The organism is Pantoea sp. RIT-PI-b (genome assembly GCF_001187905.1).
Lineage (GTDB): Bacteria > Pseudomonadota > Gammaproteobacteria > Enterobacterales > Enterobacteriaceae > Pantoea > Pantoea nemavictus.
The window spans coordinates 120,207-132,989 of the sequence record NZ_LGIS01000020.1; the positions used below are offsets into that span (position 1 = coordinate 120,207).

The window sequence follows — 12,783 nt, forward strand, 5'->3', positions numbered from 1 at the left end:
GCAATTTATGCGGTTTTGGGCCTTTTTGATGCGGAAATCGGATGAATCCGACAATTTTGTCAAGCGGAATCAACACTTATCAATTTTCAAAACGATTAATAAACCTGAACAGATGTAGAGGTAAAAGCGTGACGCAGACCAACTTTCCTATGGAACTGGATGATTTAAAACAAGACTTGACTCATTTTGAGCACTCTTTGCAAGATTTTGCAGAACGCTTAGGTATTCGGTTGGCTGAACATGAGGCCGATCACGTTGCGGTGCGCTGCCATCAAATCGCCACGGCGGAGCGCTGGAAAGCGGGATTTTTGCAAATTGGGAGCCAATTCTCTGAAGCGATCATCAATGGACGCCCAATCTGCCTGTTTAAACTGCATCAGCCCTTGCAACTGGCGGGATGGCAAGTCGATGTGATTGAGCTGCCGTGGCCGGGGGAGAAACGTTATCGCCACGAAGGTTGGGAGCATGTGGAGATTGTGTTGCGCGGCGAACCGGAAACGCTTGGCATGCGCGCGATGGCACTGCTGTCAGATGACGCTTTGACACAGCCTGGTATCTCTTTCAAAACCAGTGCACCAAAAGGGGAGAATGAGCGGTTGCCCAATCCGACGCTGGCGGTGACGGATGGGCAAACCACGATAAAATTCCATCCGTGGCGACTGGAAGAGATCGTCGCCAGCGAACAAGCTTAACGCTGCGCGGCGACCGCGCGTTGCAAGCGCGTGACCGCTTGCTCTAACGTGTCGCGCGTACAGCCAAAGTTGAAGCGTACGAAATGATCGTCACCAAAATCATGGCCAGGCGAAAAGCCAAGTCCGTGCTGTTCAAAGTAGAGCGCGGGGCTGGCGACCGCTAACTGGCTGGCATCTATCCAGCCAAGATAAGTTGCTTCAGGCGCCGCCATTCGCAGCTCCGGCAGGGCATTTACCTGCGCGACCAGAAAGTCACGGTTGGCGCGCAGATAATCCAGCTGCGCCGTTAGCCAGGCTTCGCCATCACGCCACGCCGCTTCCGCCGCCACTAACGCCAGAATATCAACGCCTGGCACGATACCTTCACGTACGCGTTTGAAGCGCTGGCGTAATTCCGCATTGGGTATAATCGCCATCGAGGCGCCTAATCCAGCAATATTGAAGGTTTTCGAAGGAGATAGCAGCGTAATGCTGCGCTGCGCGGCATCTTCACTCAAGGCGGCAAAGGGAATGTGCTGTACTTCCGGGGATAACAGCAGATCGCAATGGATCTCATCAGAGCAGACGATCAAATCATGTTGCTGCGCAAAGGCCAGCTGGGCTTCCAGCTCCTCACGGCGATAAACCGTACCACCGGGATTTTGCGGATTACACAACATCAGCAGGCGCTCATTGCCCTGCATCTCCGGAGCGTTGAGATCCATTACCCAGCGGCCGTCCTGTAAACGCAGCGGCAGGTTCACCTGCGCGCGATCGGCTAATTTTGCCGCGCCGCGAAACGGTGGATAGATTGGCGTGGGTGCCACCGTCGCTTCGCCTGACTCTGTGAATGCGCGGACCGAAAGATTCAAACCGCACACTACGCCAGGCAATAACACAATCCATTCCGGCTGAATATGCCAGTTGTAGCGCTGCGCTAATCGGGAAAGGGTGATATCAATCAAGCCGGTTGGTGTTGCGCCATAGCCAAAAACACCGTGTTCGGCGCGCTTTTTTATGGCCTCAATCACGCACGGCGGTGAACGAAAATCGCTGTCCGCCACCCAGAGCGGCAGCACATCACGATCGCCATATTTGTGCCATTTCAAACTATCGCTGTGACGACGGTCTATCCATTGATTAAAATCGAATGCCATTGTGCGAGTTCCACGTAAACTATCCAATTGAGCAGACTAACTGAAGCATTCCTCCCGAGCCAGAAGTCATGAAAAGGAGCAGGGTATGACGAAACTGGAAATTTGTTGCTACGGCATCGACTGTGCAATGACTGCGCAGCTGTCCGGTGCCGATCGCGTGGAGCTGTGCAGCGCACCGCGCGAAGGTGGGTTGACGCCTTCAGCTGGCGTGCTGGAAGCCGCACGACGTGAAATTTCGATCCCGGTACATCCTATCGTCCGTCCGCGCGGCGGCGATTTTTGTTACACCCACCATGAATTTGAATCGATGAAATCCGACGTTGCGCTGATGCGTGAACTGGGTTTTCCTGGGCTGGTCATCGGCATGCTGGATGAAGATGCGCATGTTGATATCACCCGTATGCAGCAAATTATGAAGCTGTGTGATGGCATGGCCGTCACTTTCCATCGCGCCTTTGATTTGTGCCACAGCCCCAAACGTTCGTTAGAGGTGCTGGCTGATTTAGGCATCGCGCGTATTCTCACTTCCGGACAGCAACAGAGTGCCGAAGCAGGAATTGCATTATTACGGGAACTAAATGAACACAGCACGGGTCCGATTATTATGGCGGGTGCGGGCGTACGTTTGAGCAATATCCAGAAGTTCATTGACAGTGGATTGCAGGAAGTTCACAGCTCCGCCAGCCGATTAGTCGCTTCGCCGATGCGCTACCGTAAAGCCGGTGTTTCTATGTGCTCCGAAGCGGAAACCGATGAATTCAGTCGCTACTGTGTTGATGGTGATGTCGTTGAAGCCATGAAAAGCATGACGCAGTTGACCACCGTCCGGGTAGCCTGATTTCACGCCGATTTTGCCGCGCAGCACGCCAGTTCTAATGACGTGATGTTTGCAAGTACCAACCCCAGTTATTCTAACTGGGGTTCTTTTTGCCTGGCATCTTTATACTTCAAGTTACAGATGCGTTGGCTGCGTGCGTTCGCTCTAGTCATTTACGGGTTAAGTTCCTAGGGATTTGCGCACTTGCCGCCTTGCTGTCGTTCGCATTATTTTGGCGAAAGAGTTCACGTCGGCATAGCGTATTCCAGCAAACGATGCTTTGATTACTTATGGCTTCGTACGGATAACCTTCATGAAATCCTTCCCTTGTGCCGTTTTAGTGCTGCTTCTGCCTTACTGCGGCGTCGCGCTGGCGGTCAGCACTGCGTGTCCACCGATGAGCAAAAACATTACCAGCAGCAATAACTGGATCATGCTGGGTGGTGATGCCAAAGGCGCGGTACGTCAGGTGGTGGCGGGCGAATTCGGCAAAGATGTGAACTCGCAAAAGCGCGTGCTCGGCCAGTTTGATCAATGCGGCGACTTGATGGTGGCCGATATCTCCTATGACAAAAATGAAGGCAACGTCATGCTGACCATGGAGCAGCATATTGCTCGCGTACAGCGCGGTTGGGTGGCAGAGTATGCTTATATGGTCAAAGTCATTAAGGCAGGGCAAGAGGAAGTGGTCGACAACCGGCAGGGCACCATTAGCTGGCAAATCGGACAGCATGGCAACATTGTTAGCTCGTCCGATAAATTCACCAGCATGGGCAAAGACGGCTTTACCGATACCACTTATCGCTACGACAAGCAGTTCCGAGTGGAGAAAAGCGTGGCTCGCGGCAGCGATACCATGACCAACGGCGAAAACAGCTGGCGCTGGAATCCGCAAGGATTGGTCACCTCATCCAGCAGCGCGCGCAGTAAAGATACTTACAGCTACGATAACCAGTGGCGGGAACTGCGCCTGAATGGCACGTCGACCACCCCGGTTAGCACGTTGCGCTCGGTCGATGAGTGTCAACTGTGGGATGAAGTAGGCAACTGCACATTGAGTTATCTGCATGAAACTGAAGTGTTTGCTAAAGGCACCATTGAACGCCATCTCAGCTCAGCTTATAAATACCAATATTGGAATTCGCCAGACGAATCAGCCACCCAGGATTAACGCCAAACGCACCGGAGTAAGAGAGAACATCGCATGACACTTATCCTTTCATTCCTCTTCGCCATCACCATTCTTACGCTTACACCCGGCTTTGATACTGCACTAGTGCTTCGTTCCGCCGCCGCGCAAGGCTGGAGACGCGCCTCGGTAACGGCGCTGGGCGTCACGCTGGGTTGTCTGGTATGGGGCGTTGCGGTGGGACTGGGTTTGGGCGCGCTGCTGCTGGCCTCGGAAATGGCTTATAACCTGCTCAAATGGGTCGGCGCGGCTTATCTACTCTATCTCGGCGTCAAACTGTTAATCCATCCGCGCACACAGGCGGTAGAAGGCCAGCGCACCCAGAGCAAAGAACAACGTTATTTCGCCTGCTTCACGCGCGGTTTATTTGGCAACCTGTTAAATCCCAAAGTCGGTGTGTTCTACGTCACCTTCCTGCCACAGTTCATTCCAGCGGGCGCTTCGGTGCCGCTGTGGTGCACGCTAATGGCGCTCACGCATATGCTGATTGGTTTGGTATGGAATGCGGTGCTGATTGGTAGCAGCCAGTACTTTGCCACGCATCTGCGTCGCCCGGCGGTGCTGAAAGTGATGGATCGCCTAACCGGCTGCGTCTTTATTGGTTTTGCCGCGAAGCTGGCGCTGTCGCGGCGTTAAGCATTACGGCTTGCGGGCGACGAGCACCGCGCGCAGCGGCGCGGGATAACCTTCGATGGTTTTGCTGCTGTCATTAGGATCAAGGAACTCGGCCAGCGATTCGCTGGTCATCCAGCTGGTACGTCGCTGCTCTTCCACCGAGGTCACCGCATAATCGACAATGCGCACATCGACAAATCCACACTTCTCCAGCCAGCTTTTCAGGGCCGCCGCAGAGGGAATAAAGTAAACATTTCGCATCTGCGCATAACGTTCACCCGGCACCAACACCGCGTTCTCGTCGCCTTCAATCACCAGCGTCTCCAGCACCAGCTCGCCTTCACTGACTAACTGATTTTTCAGCTGCATCAGGTGATCGAGTGGCGAACGACGGTGATAAAGCACGCCCATGGAAAACACGGTATCAAACGCCTGCAACGCCGGTAACTGCTCAATACCCAGCGGCAGCAAATGCGCCCGACGATCGTCGCCCAGCAACTTACGCACCGCTTCAAACTGGCACAAAAATAGCTGCATGGGATCGATGCCGACCACCAGCTTGGCTCCCGCGCCAATCATACGCCACATGTGATAACCGCTGCCGCAACCGACATCCAGCACCGTGCGATGCTGCAAAGGAGAAATGTGCGGTAACACGCGATCCCATTTCCAGTCGGAACGCCATTCGGTGTCGATCTCGGTACCGTACAGCGAATAAGGGCCTTTACGCCACGGCATCAAATTGCGCAGCAGATTCTCAATGCCAAGGCGCTGACGATCGGTCAGATCGTCAACATCAGCGCTCACGCTGTGCAATAAATCCAGCTTCTGTGGAGTCAGCAGCGGCAGATAATCGACCGACTTCTCCCAATCGCGAAACTTGCCGTGCAGGTTTTCACGCTGCCACGCGGCGACCTGGGCAGGTAATACTTCCAGCCAACTGGCGAGCGGGCCGGTGGCAATCTGCTGATAAAAACGGCCAAACTCAATCATTTCAACGCCACCAACGAACCAAAATTAAAGCACTGGAACCACAGCTCCGCATGTTTGAAACCGGCGGTTTTCAGCCGCGCTTTATGCGCTTCTACGCTATCGGTCAGCATCACGTTCTCCAGCATGCTACGTTTCTGGCTGATCTCCAGCTCGCTGTAACCGTTCGCGCGTTTAAAATCGTGATGCATATTGAATAACAGCTCGCCGACCTCGGCATCCTCAAAGCTGAACTTCTCTGACAGCACTAGCGCACCGCCTGGGTTCAGCCCTTGCACAATCTTCTTCAGCAGCGCGAGACGTGCCGGCGGTTCAAGGAATTGCAGGGTAAAGTTCAGCACCACCAGCGAGGCGTTCTCAATGTGGATATCCTGAATATCAGCTTCGATTACCTGTACCGGCGTATCCGCGCGGAAGGCGTCGATGTGACGACGGCAGCGCTCAACCATCGCCGGCGAATTATCGACGGCAATAATCTGGCAGCCCGGCACATGAATATTGCGGCGAACCGACAGCGTGGCGGCACCCAGCGAGCAGCCGAGATCGTAAACCTGGCTATTCGGTTGAACGAAGCGTTCTGCAAGCATGCCAATCATCGAAATGATGTTGGAGTAACCCGGCACCGAGCGCTGAATCATATCGGGAAAGACTTCAGCCACGCGCTCGTCAAAGGTCCAGTCGCCCAGCTTATCAATGGGCGCGGAAAATAGCGTATCGCGATCAGACATAATGAAAGGTCCGGAGAGAAAACGGAACGGGCGCTATTTTGGCAGAAACGCGGGCAGGCTGCACCCTTTGCGTTGCGTCTAGAACAGGCTCGACTGCTGCGGCCAATCGGGCAGATCGCTTAATGCGGGTTCCAACTGCTGCAACTGCGGCCATAGCGCCTGAATCAGGGGAAACACCTCGCCCATATCTGGCGTGTGAATAAACAGCATCGGATCACATTCAGCCTGCCACGCGGCAATTTTGCTGTGCCACGGCTGAAACAGTGGCACGCTCTCCGCCACGCTATCGCTGCCGATAAAACGCACCATGGGTTGCGAGCCGGTTTGCACCGCATGTGGCGGCACGCGCGGCTTCTTCGCTCTGGCCTCAACGGCGGCGGCGGTTTGTGAAGTCGAGGCATGTACCGGGCGGCTATCCAGAATCACCCGATTCACCCCGCGCTGCAGCAAACCGCGATTCAGCGCGCGCTCGGCTTCACCTTTGGCAAAAAACGCCGGATGGCGCACTTCAACGCCGTACTGAAAGATACGCGGCAAACTATCAAGAAATGCCCATAAATCGCTGAGCTGCGCCGGTGAGAATGCGGCGGGCAGCTGTAACCAATATTGGCCGATGCGGTTGCTGAGTGGATCGAGCAGGCGGAAAAACTCCGTCAGCAGCTCATCGCAGTTTCGCAGCGCGGCTTTGTGGCTGATGCTATCGGGAAACTTAAAGCAGAAGCGGAAATCGTCATGAGTCATATCGCGCCAGCGCAGCACCACTTCCGGCTTCGGCAGCGCATACAACGTGGTGTTGCCTTCAACGCAGCCAAACAGCTGTGCGTAATCGGCTAACGTCGCTAAACCGAACTGTTTCCAGTGCGCATGCTGCCATTGCGGTAATCCAATGCGAAGTGTCAAACGCGAACTCCTGAATCCTTTTGGGCGGGAAAGGGCGGCTTAATGTAACCTGTTTTCATGTCGGCAGGAAAAACAGCGCGATAAAACATAATGTTTTGTCCGCTTTGATCTGGCTCCACTTATCCTGCCTGGGTTTTTCCATTATAATAGCCGCCTTTTTTGCGACAGCATCTCTGAAGGTTACGCGGCCTGATGCTGTCTGGCAGCAGCGGCGAAGTTAAAAGGATACGTTATGCGTACAGAATATTGCGGACAGCTCAATCTGTCTCATGTGGGTCAGCAAGTCACTCTCTGCGGCTGGGTAAATCGCCGTCGCGATCTGGGTAGCCTGATTTTTATCGATATGCGCGACCGTGAAGGTATCGCACAGGTGTTCTTCGATTCCGACCGTCAGGACGCTTTCCAGCTGGCATCTGAGCTGCGTAACGAATTCTGTATCCAGATCACCGGCACCGTACGTGCACGTGACGAAAAGAACAAAAACAGCGACATGGCGACCGGCGAAGTGGAAGTGTTTGCCCATGAGCTGAACATTATCAACCGTGCAGAACCGCTGCCGCTGGACTCAAACCAGACCAACAGCGAAGAAGCGCGTCTGACGTATCGCTATCTGGACCTGCGTCGTCCGGAAATGGCACAGCGTTTAAAAACCCGCGCTAAAATTACCAGCTTCGTGCGTCGCTTTATGGACGACCAGGGATTCCTTGATATCGAAACCCCGATGCTGACCAAAGCCACGCCAGAAGGTGCGCGTGACTATCTGGTGCCGAGCCGCGTGCATAAAGGTAAATTCTACGCGCTGCCGCAGTCGCCACAGCTGTTCAAACAGCTGCTGATGATGTCGGGTTTTGACCGTTATTATCAAATCGTTAAGTGTTTCCGCGACGAAGATTTGCGTGCTGACCGTCAGCCTGAATTTACCCAGATCGACGTTGAAACCTCTTTCATGACTGCCGAGCAGGTCCGTGAAAAGATGGAGCGTCTGATTCGTGAATTGTGGATTGACATCAAGGGCGTCGATCTCGGTGACTTCCCGCAGATGACCTTTGCCGAAGCGATGAACCGTTACGGCTCCGATAAGCCAGACCTGCGTAATCCTATGGAGCTGGTGGACGTTGCTGATCTGCTAAAAAACGTTGAGTTCCAGGTGTTTGCGGGTCCAGCCAACGATGCGAAAGGTCGCGTTGCTGCGCTGCGTGTACCGGGCGGCGCTGCGCTGACGCGTAAGCAGATTGATGAATACGGCAAGTTCGTTGAAATCTACGGCGCCAAAGGTTTGGCGTGGATGAAGATCAACGAGCGCGCGAAAGGTTTCGAAGGCGTACAGAGTCCGGTAGCGAAATTCCTTACTGCAGAGATCGTTGAAGCGATCCTGAACCGCACATCCGCACAAGATGGCGACCTGATCTTCTTCGGCGCCGACCGCGCTAAAGTGGTCGCTGATGCGCTGGGCGCACTGCGTCTGAAAGTTGGCCGTGATCTGCAGATCACGGATGACAAAGCGTGGGCGCCGCTGTGGGTGATCGACTTCCCCATGTTTGAAGAAGATGAAGAGGGCGGCCTGGCAGCGATGCACCACCCGTTCACTTCGCCGAAAGAGATGAGCGCTGAAGCGCTGGCGACCGATCCGGTACAAGCGGTAGCCAACGCTTACGATATGGTGATTAACGGTTACGAAGTGGGTGGCGGTTCGGTACGTATCCACAGCGGCAAAATGCAGCAGACGGTATTCAGCATTCTCGGCATTACCGAAGAAGAGCAGCGTGAGAAGTTTGGCTTCCTGCTTGATGCGCTGAAATACGGCACGCCGCCACACGCGGGCCTGGCGTTTGGCCTGGATCGTCTGACCATGCTGCTGACCGGCACCGATAACATCCGTGATGTGATCGCGTTCCCGAAAACCACCGCCGCGGCGTGCATGATGACCGAAGCCCCAAGCGAAGCTAATCCAGCGGCGCTGCTGGATTTAGGCATTCTGGTGGCACCGAAGAAAGAAAAGTCAGAGAACAAGTAATGGGCTTTAAACATCCGGTATCGGTGCTGGTGGTGATTTTTGCGCGAGATACCGGCCGGGTGTTAATGCTACAGCGACGTGATGACGATAGCTTCTGGCAATCCGTAACCGGCAGCCTGGAAGCGGGAGAAACCCCGCGCCAGGCGGCGCTGCGTGAAGTGTTAGAGGAGCTCGCCATCGACATTGCCGATGAAAAGTTAGTGCTGGACGATTGCCACAAACAAATTGAGTTTGAAATCTTCCCGCACTACCGTCATCGCTACGCACCGGGCACCACGCACAATCGCGAACACTGGTTCAGATTGGCGTTACCGGCAGAGCGCGACCTGCTGCTCACTGAGCATCTCGCCGCGCGCTGGCTCGATCCCGTCGCTGCCGCAGCCCTCACCAAGTCCTGGAGTAACCGCCAGGCAATTGAAGAATTTATCTGAATGCTCGCCGCCGCGCGTTATTCCAGCGGCGAATGATTTAAATTCTATGAATCGGGTGAGTTTTCAATAAACGCACCGAACAATATCGAACAGTCAGGCGTAATCGGCGCCGCGAGGTTGTCCACCGCCAGCGCACAGCAACCGGAGCGTACTTATGTACGTGAGGATTGCGAGCACTGCCGGGGGACAAGATCGCAAGTAAGATAGCCTGCACCCAGTAAAAGATCGGAGAATATGCAAGATGGCTGGACACAGTAAATGGGCGAACACCAAGCACCGCAAGGCTGCTCAGGACGCTAAGCGCGGTAAAATCTTCACCAAAATCATTCGCGAGCTGGTGACCGCCGCGAAACTCGGTGGCGGCGATGCCGGCTCCAACCCGCGTCTGCGCGCCGCAATGGACAAAGCGCTGTCTAACAACATGACGCGTGACACCATGAACCGTGCGATTGCACGCGGCGTAGGCGGTGAAGATGATTCCAACATGGAAACCATCATTTATGAAGGTTACGGTCCGGGCGGCTCAGCGGTGATGATTGAGTGCCTGAGCGACAACCGCAACCGTACCGTGGGCGAAGTACGTCATGCCTTCACCAAAACCGGTGGCAACCTCGGAACTGACGGTTCAGTTTCTTACCTGTTCAGCAAGAAGGGCGTTATCTCCTTCGCGCCTGGCCAGGACGAAGATGCGGTAATGGAAGCGGCGCTGGAAGCCGGCGCAGAAGATGTCGTTGCCTATGACGACGGCGCGATCGATGTGTTCACCGCGTGGGAAGAGATGGGTGCGGTGCGTGATGCGCTGGAAGCGGGCGGCCTGAAAGCGGATAGCGCTGAAGTTTCAATGATCCCTTCAACCAAAGCCGAAATGGATGCCGAAACTGCGCCGAAACTGCTGCGCCTGATCGACATGCTGGAAGACTGTGATGATGTGCAGGAAGTTTACCATAACGGTGAAATCTCTGATGAGATCGCAGAAACGCTGTAATGGCGTTGCTTAAAACCCCCATCACCGGAGACGCGCTGTGGCGATAATTCTCGGGATCGATCCCGGCTCGCGCGTCACCGGTTACGGTGTCATCCGCCAAACCGGCCGCCAGCTTACCTATTTAGGCAGCGGCTGTATCCGCACTAACGTCACCGATCTGCCGTCACGTCTCAAACTGATCTATGCAGGCGTCAGCGAAATTATCACGCAATTCTCACCCGACTACTTCGCTATTGAGCAGGTATTTATGGCGAAGAATGCCGACTCAGCGCTTAAGCTGGGCCAGGCGCGCGGCGCGGCAATTGTCGCCGCGGTGAATCATGATTTGCCGGTGTTTGAATATGCGGCGCGTCAAGTGAAGCAAACCGTGACCGGAACCGGTGGCGCAGAGAAAAGCCAGGTGCAGCATATGGTGCGCACCTTGCTGAAACTGCCGGCCAATCCGCAAGCCGATGCCGCTGATGCACTGGCCATTGCCATTACGCATTGCCATATGAGTCAAAACGCTGCACGTATCAGCGATAGCAAATTGGTGATGACGCGTGGTCGTATGCGGTCGGGTTAGCGGAAACCCAATACACAGCGAAGCTGGATATTCATCCAGCTTTTTTTATGGTATATACACAGGCTTACTTATCAGATTAAGGAACTGCTCAGGTGATTGGTCGTTTACGAGGCAATATTCTGGAAAAACAGCCGCCGCTGGTGTTAATTGAGGCGCACGGTGTCGGCTATGAAGTGCACATGCCAATGACCTGCTTTTACGAGCTGCCGGAAATTAATCAGGAAGCGATCATCTTTACCCAGTTTGTGGTGCGTGAAGATGCGCAGCTACTGTTCGGTTTCAATAACAAGCAGGAACGCACGCTGTTCCGCGAGTTAGTGAAAGTAAATGGCGTAGGACCAAAACTGGCGCTGGCGATTCTGTCTGGCATGTCGGCACAGCAATTCGTCACTGCGGTTGAGCGACAAGAGATTGCATCACTGATTAAACTGCCGGGCGTGGGCAAAAAAACCGCCGAACGTTTGATCGTGGAAATGAAGGATCGCTTCATCGGTATGCATGGTGATCTGTTTGGTGGCGATTCAACCTTTACGTTAACGACGCCATCTGCTGCGCAGGATAACAATGATGCTGAAGCGGAAGCGGTTTCGGCGCTGGTTGCCCTTGGTTATAAACCACAGGAAGCCAGCCGAATGATCAGTAAAGTGGGTAAACCGGATGCGGATTGCGAAACCCTGATTCGTGAAGCCCTGCGCGCAGCTATTTGAGGTAAAGCATGATTGAAGCCGATCGCCTGGTCTCGGGCAGTTCCTTTAATGAAGAAGAAACGCTCGACCGCGCCATTCGCCCTAAGCTGCTGACGGAATATGTTGGCCAGCCGCAGGTGCGCGAGCAAATGGAGATTTTCATCCAGGCCGCGAAATTGCGTGGCGATGCACTCGATCATCTGCTGATTTTCGGCCCACCGGGATTAGGTAAAACCACGCTGGCCAACATCGTTGCCAACGAAATGGGCGTTAACCTGCGCACCACTTCGGGGCCGGTGCTGGAGAAAGCCGGCGATCTTGCGGCGATGCTCACCAATCTTGAACCCCACGATGTGCTGTTTATCGATGAAATCCATCGCCTGTCGCCGGTGGTGGAAGAGGTGTTGTATCCGGCGATGGAAGATTATCAGCTGGATATCATGATCGGTGAAGGTCCGGCTGCGCGTTCGATCAAGCTCGACCTGCCGCCGTTTACCCTGATTGGCGCCACAACGCGCGCCGGTTCATTAACCTCACCCCTGCGCGATCGTTTCGGCATCGTCCAGCGCCTTGAGTTCTATAACGTGCCCGATTTGCAACACATCGTCGGTCGTAGTGCGGCTTGTCTGGGACTCGCGCTGAGCGAAGAGGGTGCGTTAGAAATTGCGCGTCGCGCGCGCGGTACGCCGCGTATCGCCAATCGCCTGTTACGCCGTGTACGTGATTTCGCCGAAGTTCGCGCCAACGGCAACCTGAGCGGTGAAGTGTCAGCCAGCGCGCTGGATATGCTTAACGTCGATAGCCAGGGCTTCGATTATATGGACCGCAAGCTGCTGCTGGCGATTATCGACAAGTTCTCGGGTGGTCCGGTTGGGCTTGATAACCTGGCGGCGGCGATTGGAGAAGAGCGGGAAACCATCGAAGATGTGATTGAACCCTTCCTCATCCAGCAAGGGTTCATTCAGCGCACGCCGCGCGGCCGGATGGCAACGCAGCATGCCTATAAACATTTCGGTATCAGTCGCGAAGAGTAAA

General features: G+C 54.6%; 14 protein-coding genes. 10 read left to right on the top strand and 4 right to left on the bottom strand.

The genetic code is table 11. The features are described from left to right. Positions 1 to 149: 149 nt before the first annotated feature. Complete coding sequence (locus tag AC790_RS13100) at positions 150 to 692, top strand: VOC family protein (RefSeq protein ID WP_049852275.1); 543 nt, start codon at positions 150 to 152, stop codon at positions 690 to 692. Here the strand turns inward: AC790_RS13100 and AC790_RS13105 are convergent. Beyond that, positions 689 to 1,828 carry a MalY/PatB family protein gene (locus AC790_RS13105; RefSeq protein ID WP_049852067.1) on the bottom strand — a complete coding sequence of 380 codons (1,140 nt, stop codon included), beginning with the start codon at positions 1,826 to 1,828 and terminating at the stop codon, positions 689 to 691. The genes AC790_RS13100 and AC790_RS13105 overlap by 4 nt on opposite strands. An 85-nt stretch (positions 1,829 to 1,913) precedes the next feature. Here AC790_RS13105 and cutC point away from each other — a divergent pair, with 85 nt between their 5' ends. The 3 genes from cutC (at position 1,914) to AC790_RS13120 (ending at position 4,470) form a co-directional block, all read left to right on the top strand. Beyond that, on the top strand, positions 1,914 to 2,666 hold the full coding sequence (cutC, locus tag AC790_RS13110) for a copper homeostasis protein CutC (RefSeq protein WP_049852068.1): 753 nt from the start codon (positions 1,914 to 1,916) through the stop codon (positions 2,664 to 2,666). Positions 2,667 to 2,958: 292 nt separating this feature from the next. Further along, a complete protein-coding gene (locus AC790_RS13115; RefSeq protein ID WP_007889548.1) occupies positions 2,959 to 3,816 on the top strand; it encodes a hypothetical protein in 858 nt (285 codons plus the stop codon). A 33-nt stretch (positions 3,817 to 3,849) separates the two neighbouring features. Continuing rightward, positions 3,850 to 4,470 (top strand): LysE family translocator, encoded by a 621-nt coding sequence (locus AC790_RS13120; protein WP_049852069.1) that lies wholly within the window; start codon positions 3,850 to 3,852, stop codon positions 4,468 to 4,470. A 3-nt stretch (positions 4,471 to 4,473) separates the two neighbouring features. Here AC790_RS13120 and cmoB read toward each other — a convergent pair whose 3' ends face one another. From cmoB to AC790_RS13135, 3 genes are all read right to left on the bottom strand, one after another. Next, positions 4,474 to 5,442, bottom strand: a complete 969-nt coding sequence (gene cmoB / locus AC790_RS13125; RefSeq protein ID WP_007889551.1) for a tRNA 5-methoxyuridine(34)/uridine 5-oxyacetic acid(34) synthase CmoB — start codon at positions 5,440 to 5,442, stop codon at positions 4,474 to 4,476. Next, positions 5,439 to 6,167: a carboxy-S-adenosyl-L-methionine synthase CmoA gene (cmoA, locus tag AC790_RS13130; RefSeq protein WP_007889552.1), complete on the bottom strand. Its 729-nt coding sequence runs from the start codon at positions 6,165 to 6,167 to the stop codon at positions 5,439 to 5,441. The genes cmoB and cmoA overlap by 4 nt, the downstream gene beginning before the upstream one ends. Before the next feature lie 78 nt (positions 6,168 to 6,245). Further along, on the bottom strand, positions 6,246 to 7,067 hold the full coding sequence (locus AC790_RS13135) for a DUF72 domain-containing protein (RefSeq protein ID WP_049852070.1): 822 nt from the start codon (positions 7,065 to 7,067) through the stop codon (positions 6,246 to 6,248). 232 nt (positions 7,068 to 7,299) lie between these two features. Between AC790_RS13135 and aspS the strand changes: the two genes are divergently transcribed. The 6 genes from aspS (at position 7,300) to ruvB (ending at position 12,782) form a co-directional block, all read left to right on the top strand. Continuing rightward, positions 7,300 to 9,081 (top strand): aspartate--tRNA ligase, encoded by a 1,782-nt coding sequence (aspS, locus tag AC790_RS13140; RefSeq protein ID WP_007889555.1) that lies wholly within the window; start codon positions 7,300 to 7,302, stop codon positions 9,079 to 9,081. Then, the gene (gene nudB, locus AC790_RS13145; RefSeq protein WP_007889556.1) at positions 9,081 to 9,512 is read left to right on the top strand and encodes a dihydroneopterin triphosphate diphosphatase; all 432 of its coding nucleotides are present in this window, start codon (positions 9,081 to 9,083) and stop codon (positions 9,510 to 9,512) included. Before aspS ends, nudB begins: the two co-directional genes overlap by 1 nt. Before the next feature lie 241 nt (positions 9,513 to 9,753). Further along, positions 9,754 to 10,497, top strand: coding sequence for a YebC/PmpR family DNA-binding transcriptional regulator (locus tag AC790_RS13150; protein ID WP_007889557.1), 744 nt, complete (start codon positions 9,754 to 9,756; stop codon positions 10,495 to 10,497). Positions 10,498 to 10,534: 37 nt separating this feature from the next. Next, positions 10,535 to 11,062 carry a crossover junction endodeoxyribonuclease RuvC gene (ruvC, locus tag AC790_RS13155; protein WP_007889558.1) on the top strand — a complete coding sequence of 176 codons (528 nt, stop codon included), beginning with the start codon at positions 10,535 to 10,537 and terminating at the stop codon, positions 11,060 to 11,062. A 92-nt stretch (positions 11,063 to 11,154) separates the two neighbouring features. Continuing rightward, complete coding sequence (ruvA, locus tag AC790_RS13160; protein WP_007889559.1) at positions 11,155 to 11,769, top strand: Holliday junction branch migration protein RuvA; 615 nt, start codon at positions 11,155 to 11,157, stop codon at positions 11,767 to 11,769. Positions 11,770 to 11,777: 8 nt separating this feature from the next. Beyond that, on the top strand, positions 11,778 to 12,782 hold the full coding sequence (gene ruvB, locus AC790_RS13165; RefSeq protein ID WP_007889560.1) for a Holliday junction branch migration DNA helicase RuvB: 1,005 nt from the start codon (positions 11,778 to 11,780) through the stop codon (positions 12,780 to 12,782). The last annotated feature ends 1 nt before the right edge of the window (position 12,783 follow it).

Bases quoted from the DNA above. Each gene is read 5' to 3' on its own strand.
- AC790_RS13100 (WP_049852275.1), top strand. From the start codon at position 150: ATGGAACTGGATGATTTAAAACAAGACTTGACTCATTTTGAGCACTCT.
- AC790_RS13105 (WP_049852067.1), bottom strand. From the start codon at position 1,828: ATGGCATTCGATTTTAATCAATGGATAGACCGTCGTCACAGCGATAGT.
- cutC (WP_049852068.1), top strand. From the start codon at position 1,914: ATGACGAAACTGGAAATTTGTTGCTACGGCATCGACTGTGCAATGACT.
- AC790_RS13115 (WP_007889548.1), top strand. From the start codon at position 2,959: ATGAAATCCTTCCCTTGTGCCGTTTTAGTGCTGCTTCTGCCTTACTGC.
- AC790_RS13120 (WP_049852069.1), top strand. From the start codon at position 3,850: ATGACACTTATCCTTTCATTCCTCTTCGCCATCACCATTCTTACGCTT.
- cmoB (WP_007889551.1), bottom strand. From the start codon at position 5,442: ATGATTGAGTTTGGCCGTTTTTATCAGCAGATTGCCACCGGCCCGCTC.
- cmoA (WP_007889552.1), bottom strand. From the start codon at position 6,167: ATGTCTGATCGCGATACGCTATTTTCCGCGCCCATTGATAAGCTGGGC.
- aspS (WP_007889555.1), top strand. From the start codon at position 7,300: ATGCGTACAGAATATTGCGGACAGCTCAATCTGTCTCATGTGGGTCAG.
- nudB (WP_007889556.1), top strand. From the start codon at position 9,081: ATGGGCTTTAAACATCCGGTATCGGTGCTGGTGGTGATTTTTGCGCGA.
- AC790_RS13150 (WP_007889557.1), top strand. From the start codon at position 9,754: ATGGCTGGACACAGTAAATGGGCGAACACCAAGCACCGCAAGGCTGCT.
- ruvB (WP_007889560.1), top strand. From the start codon at position 11,778: ATGATTGAAGCCGATCGCCTGGTCTCGGGCAGTTCCTTTAATGAAGAA.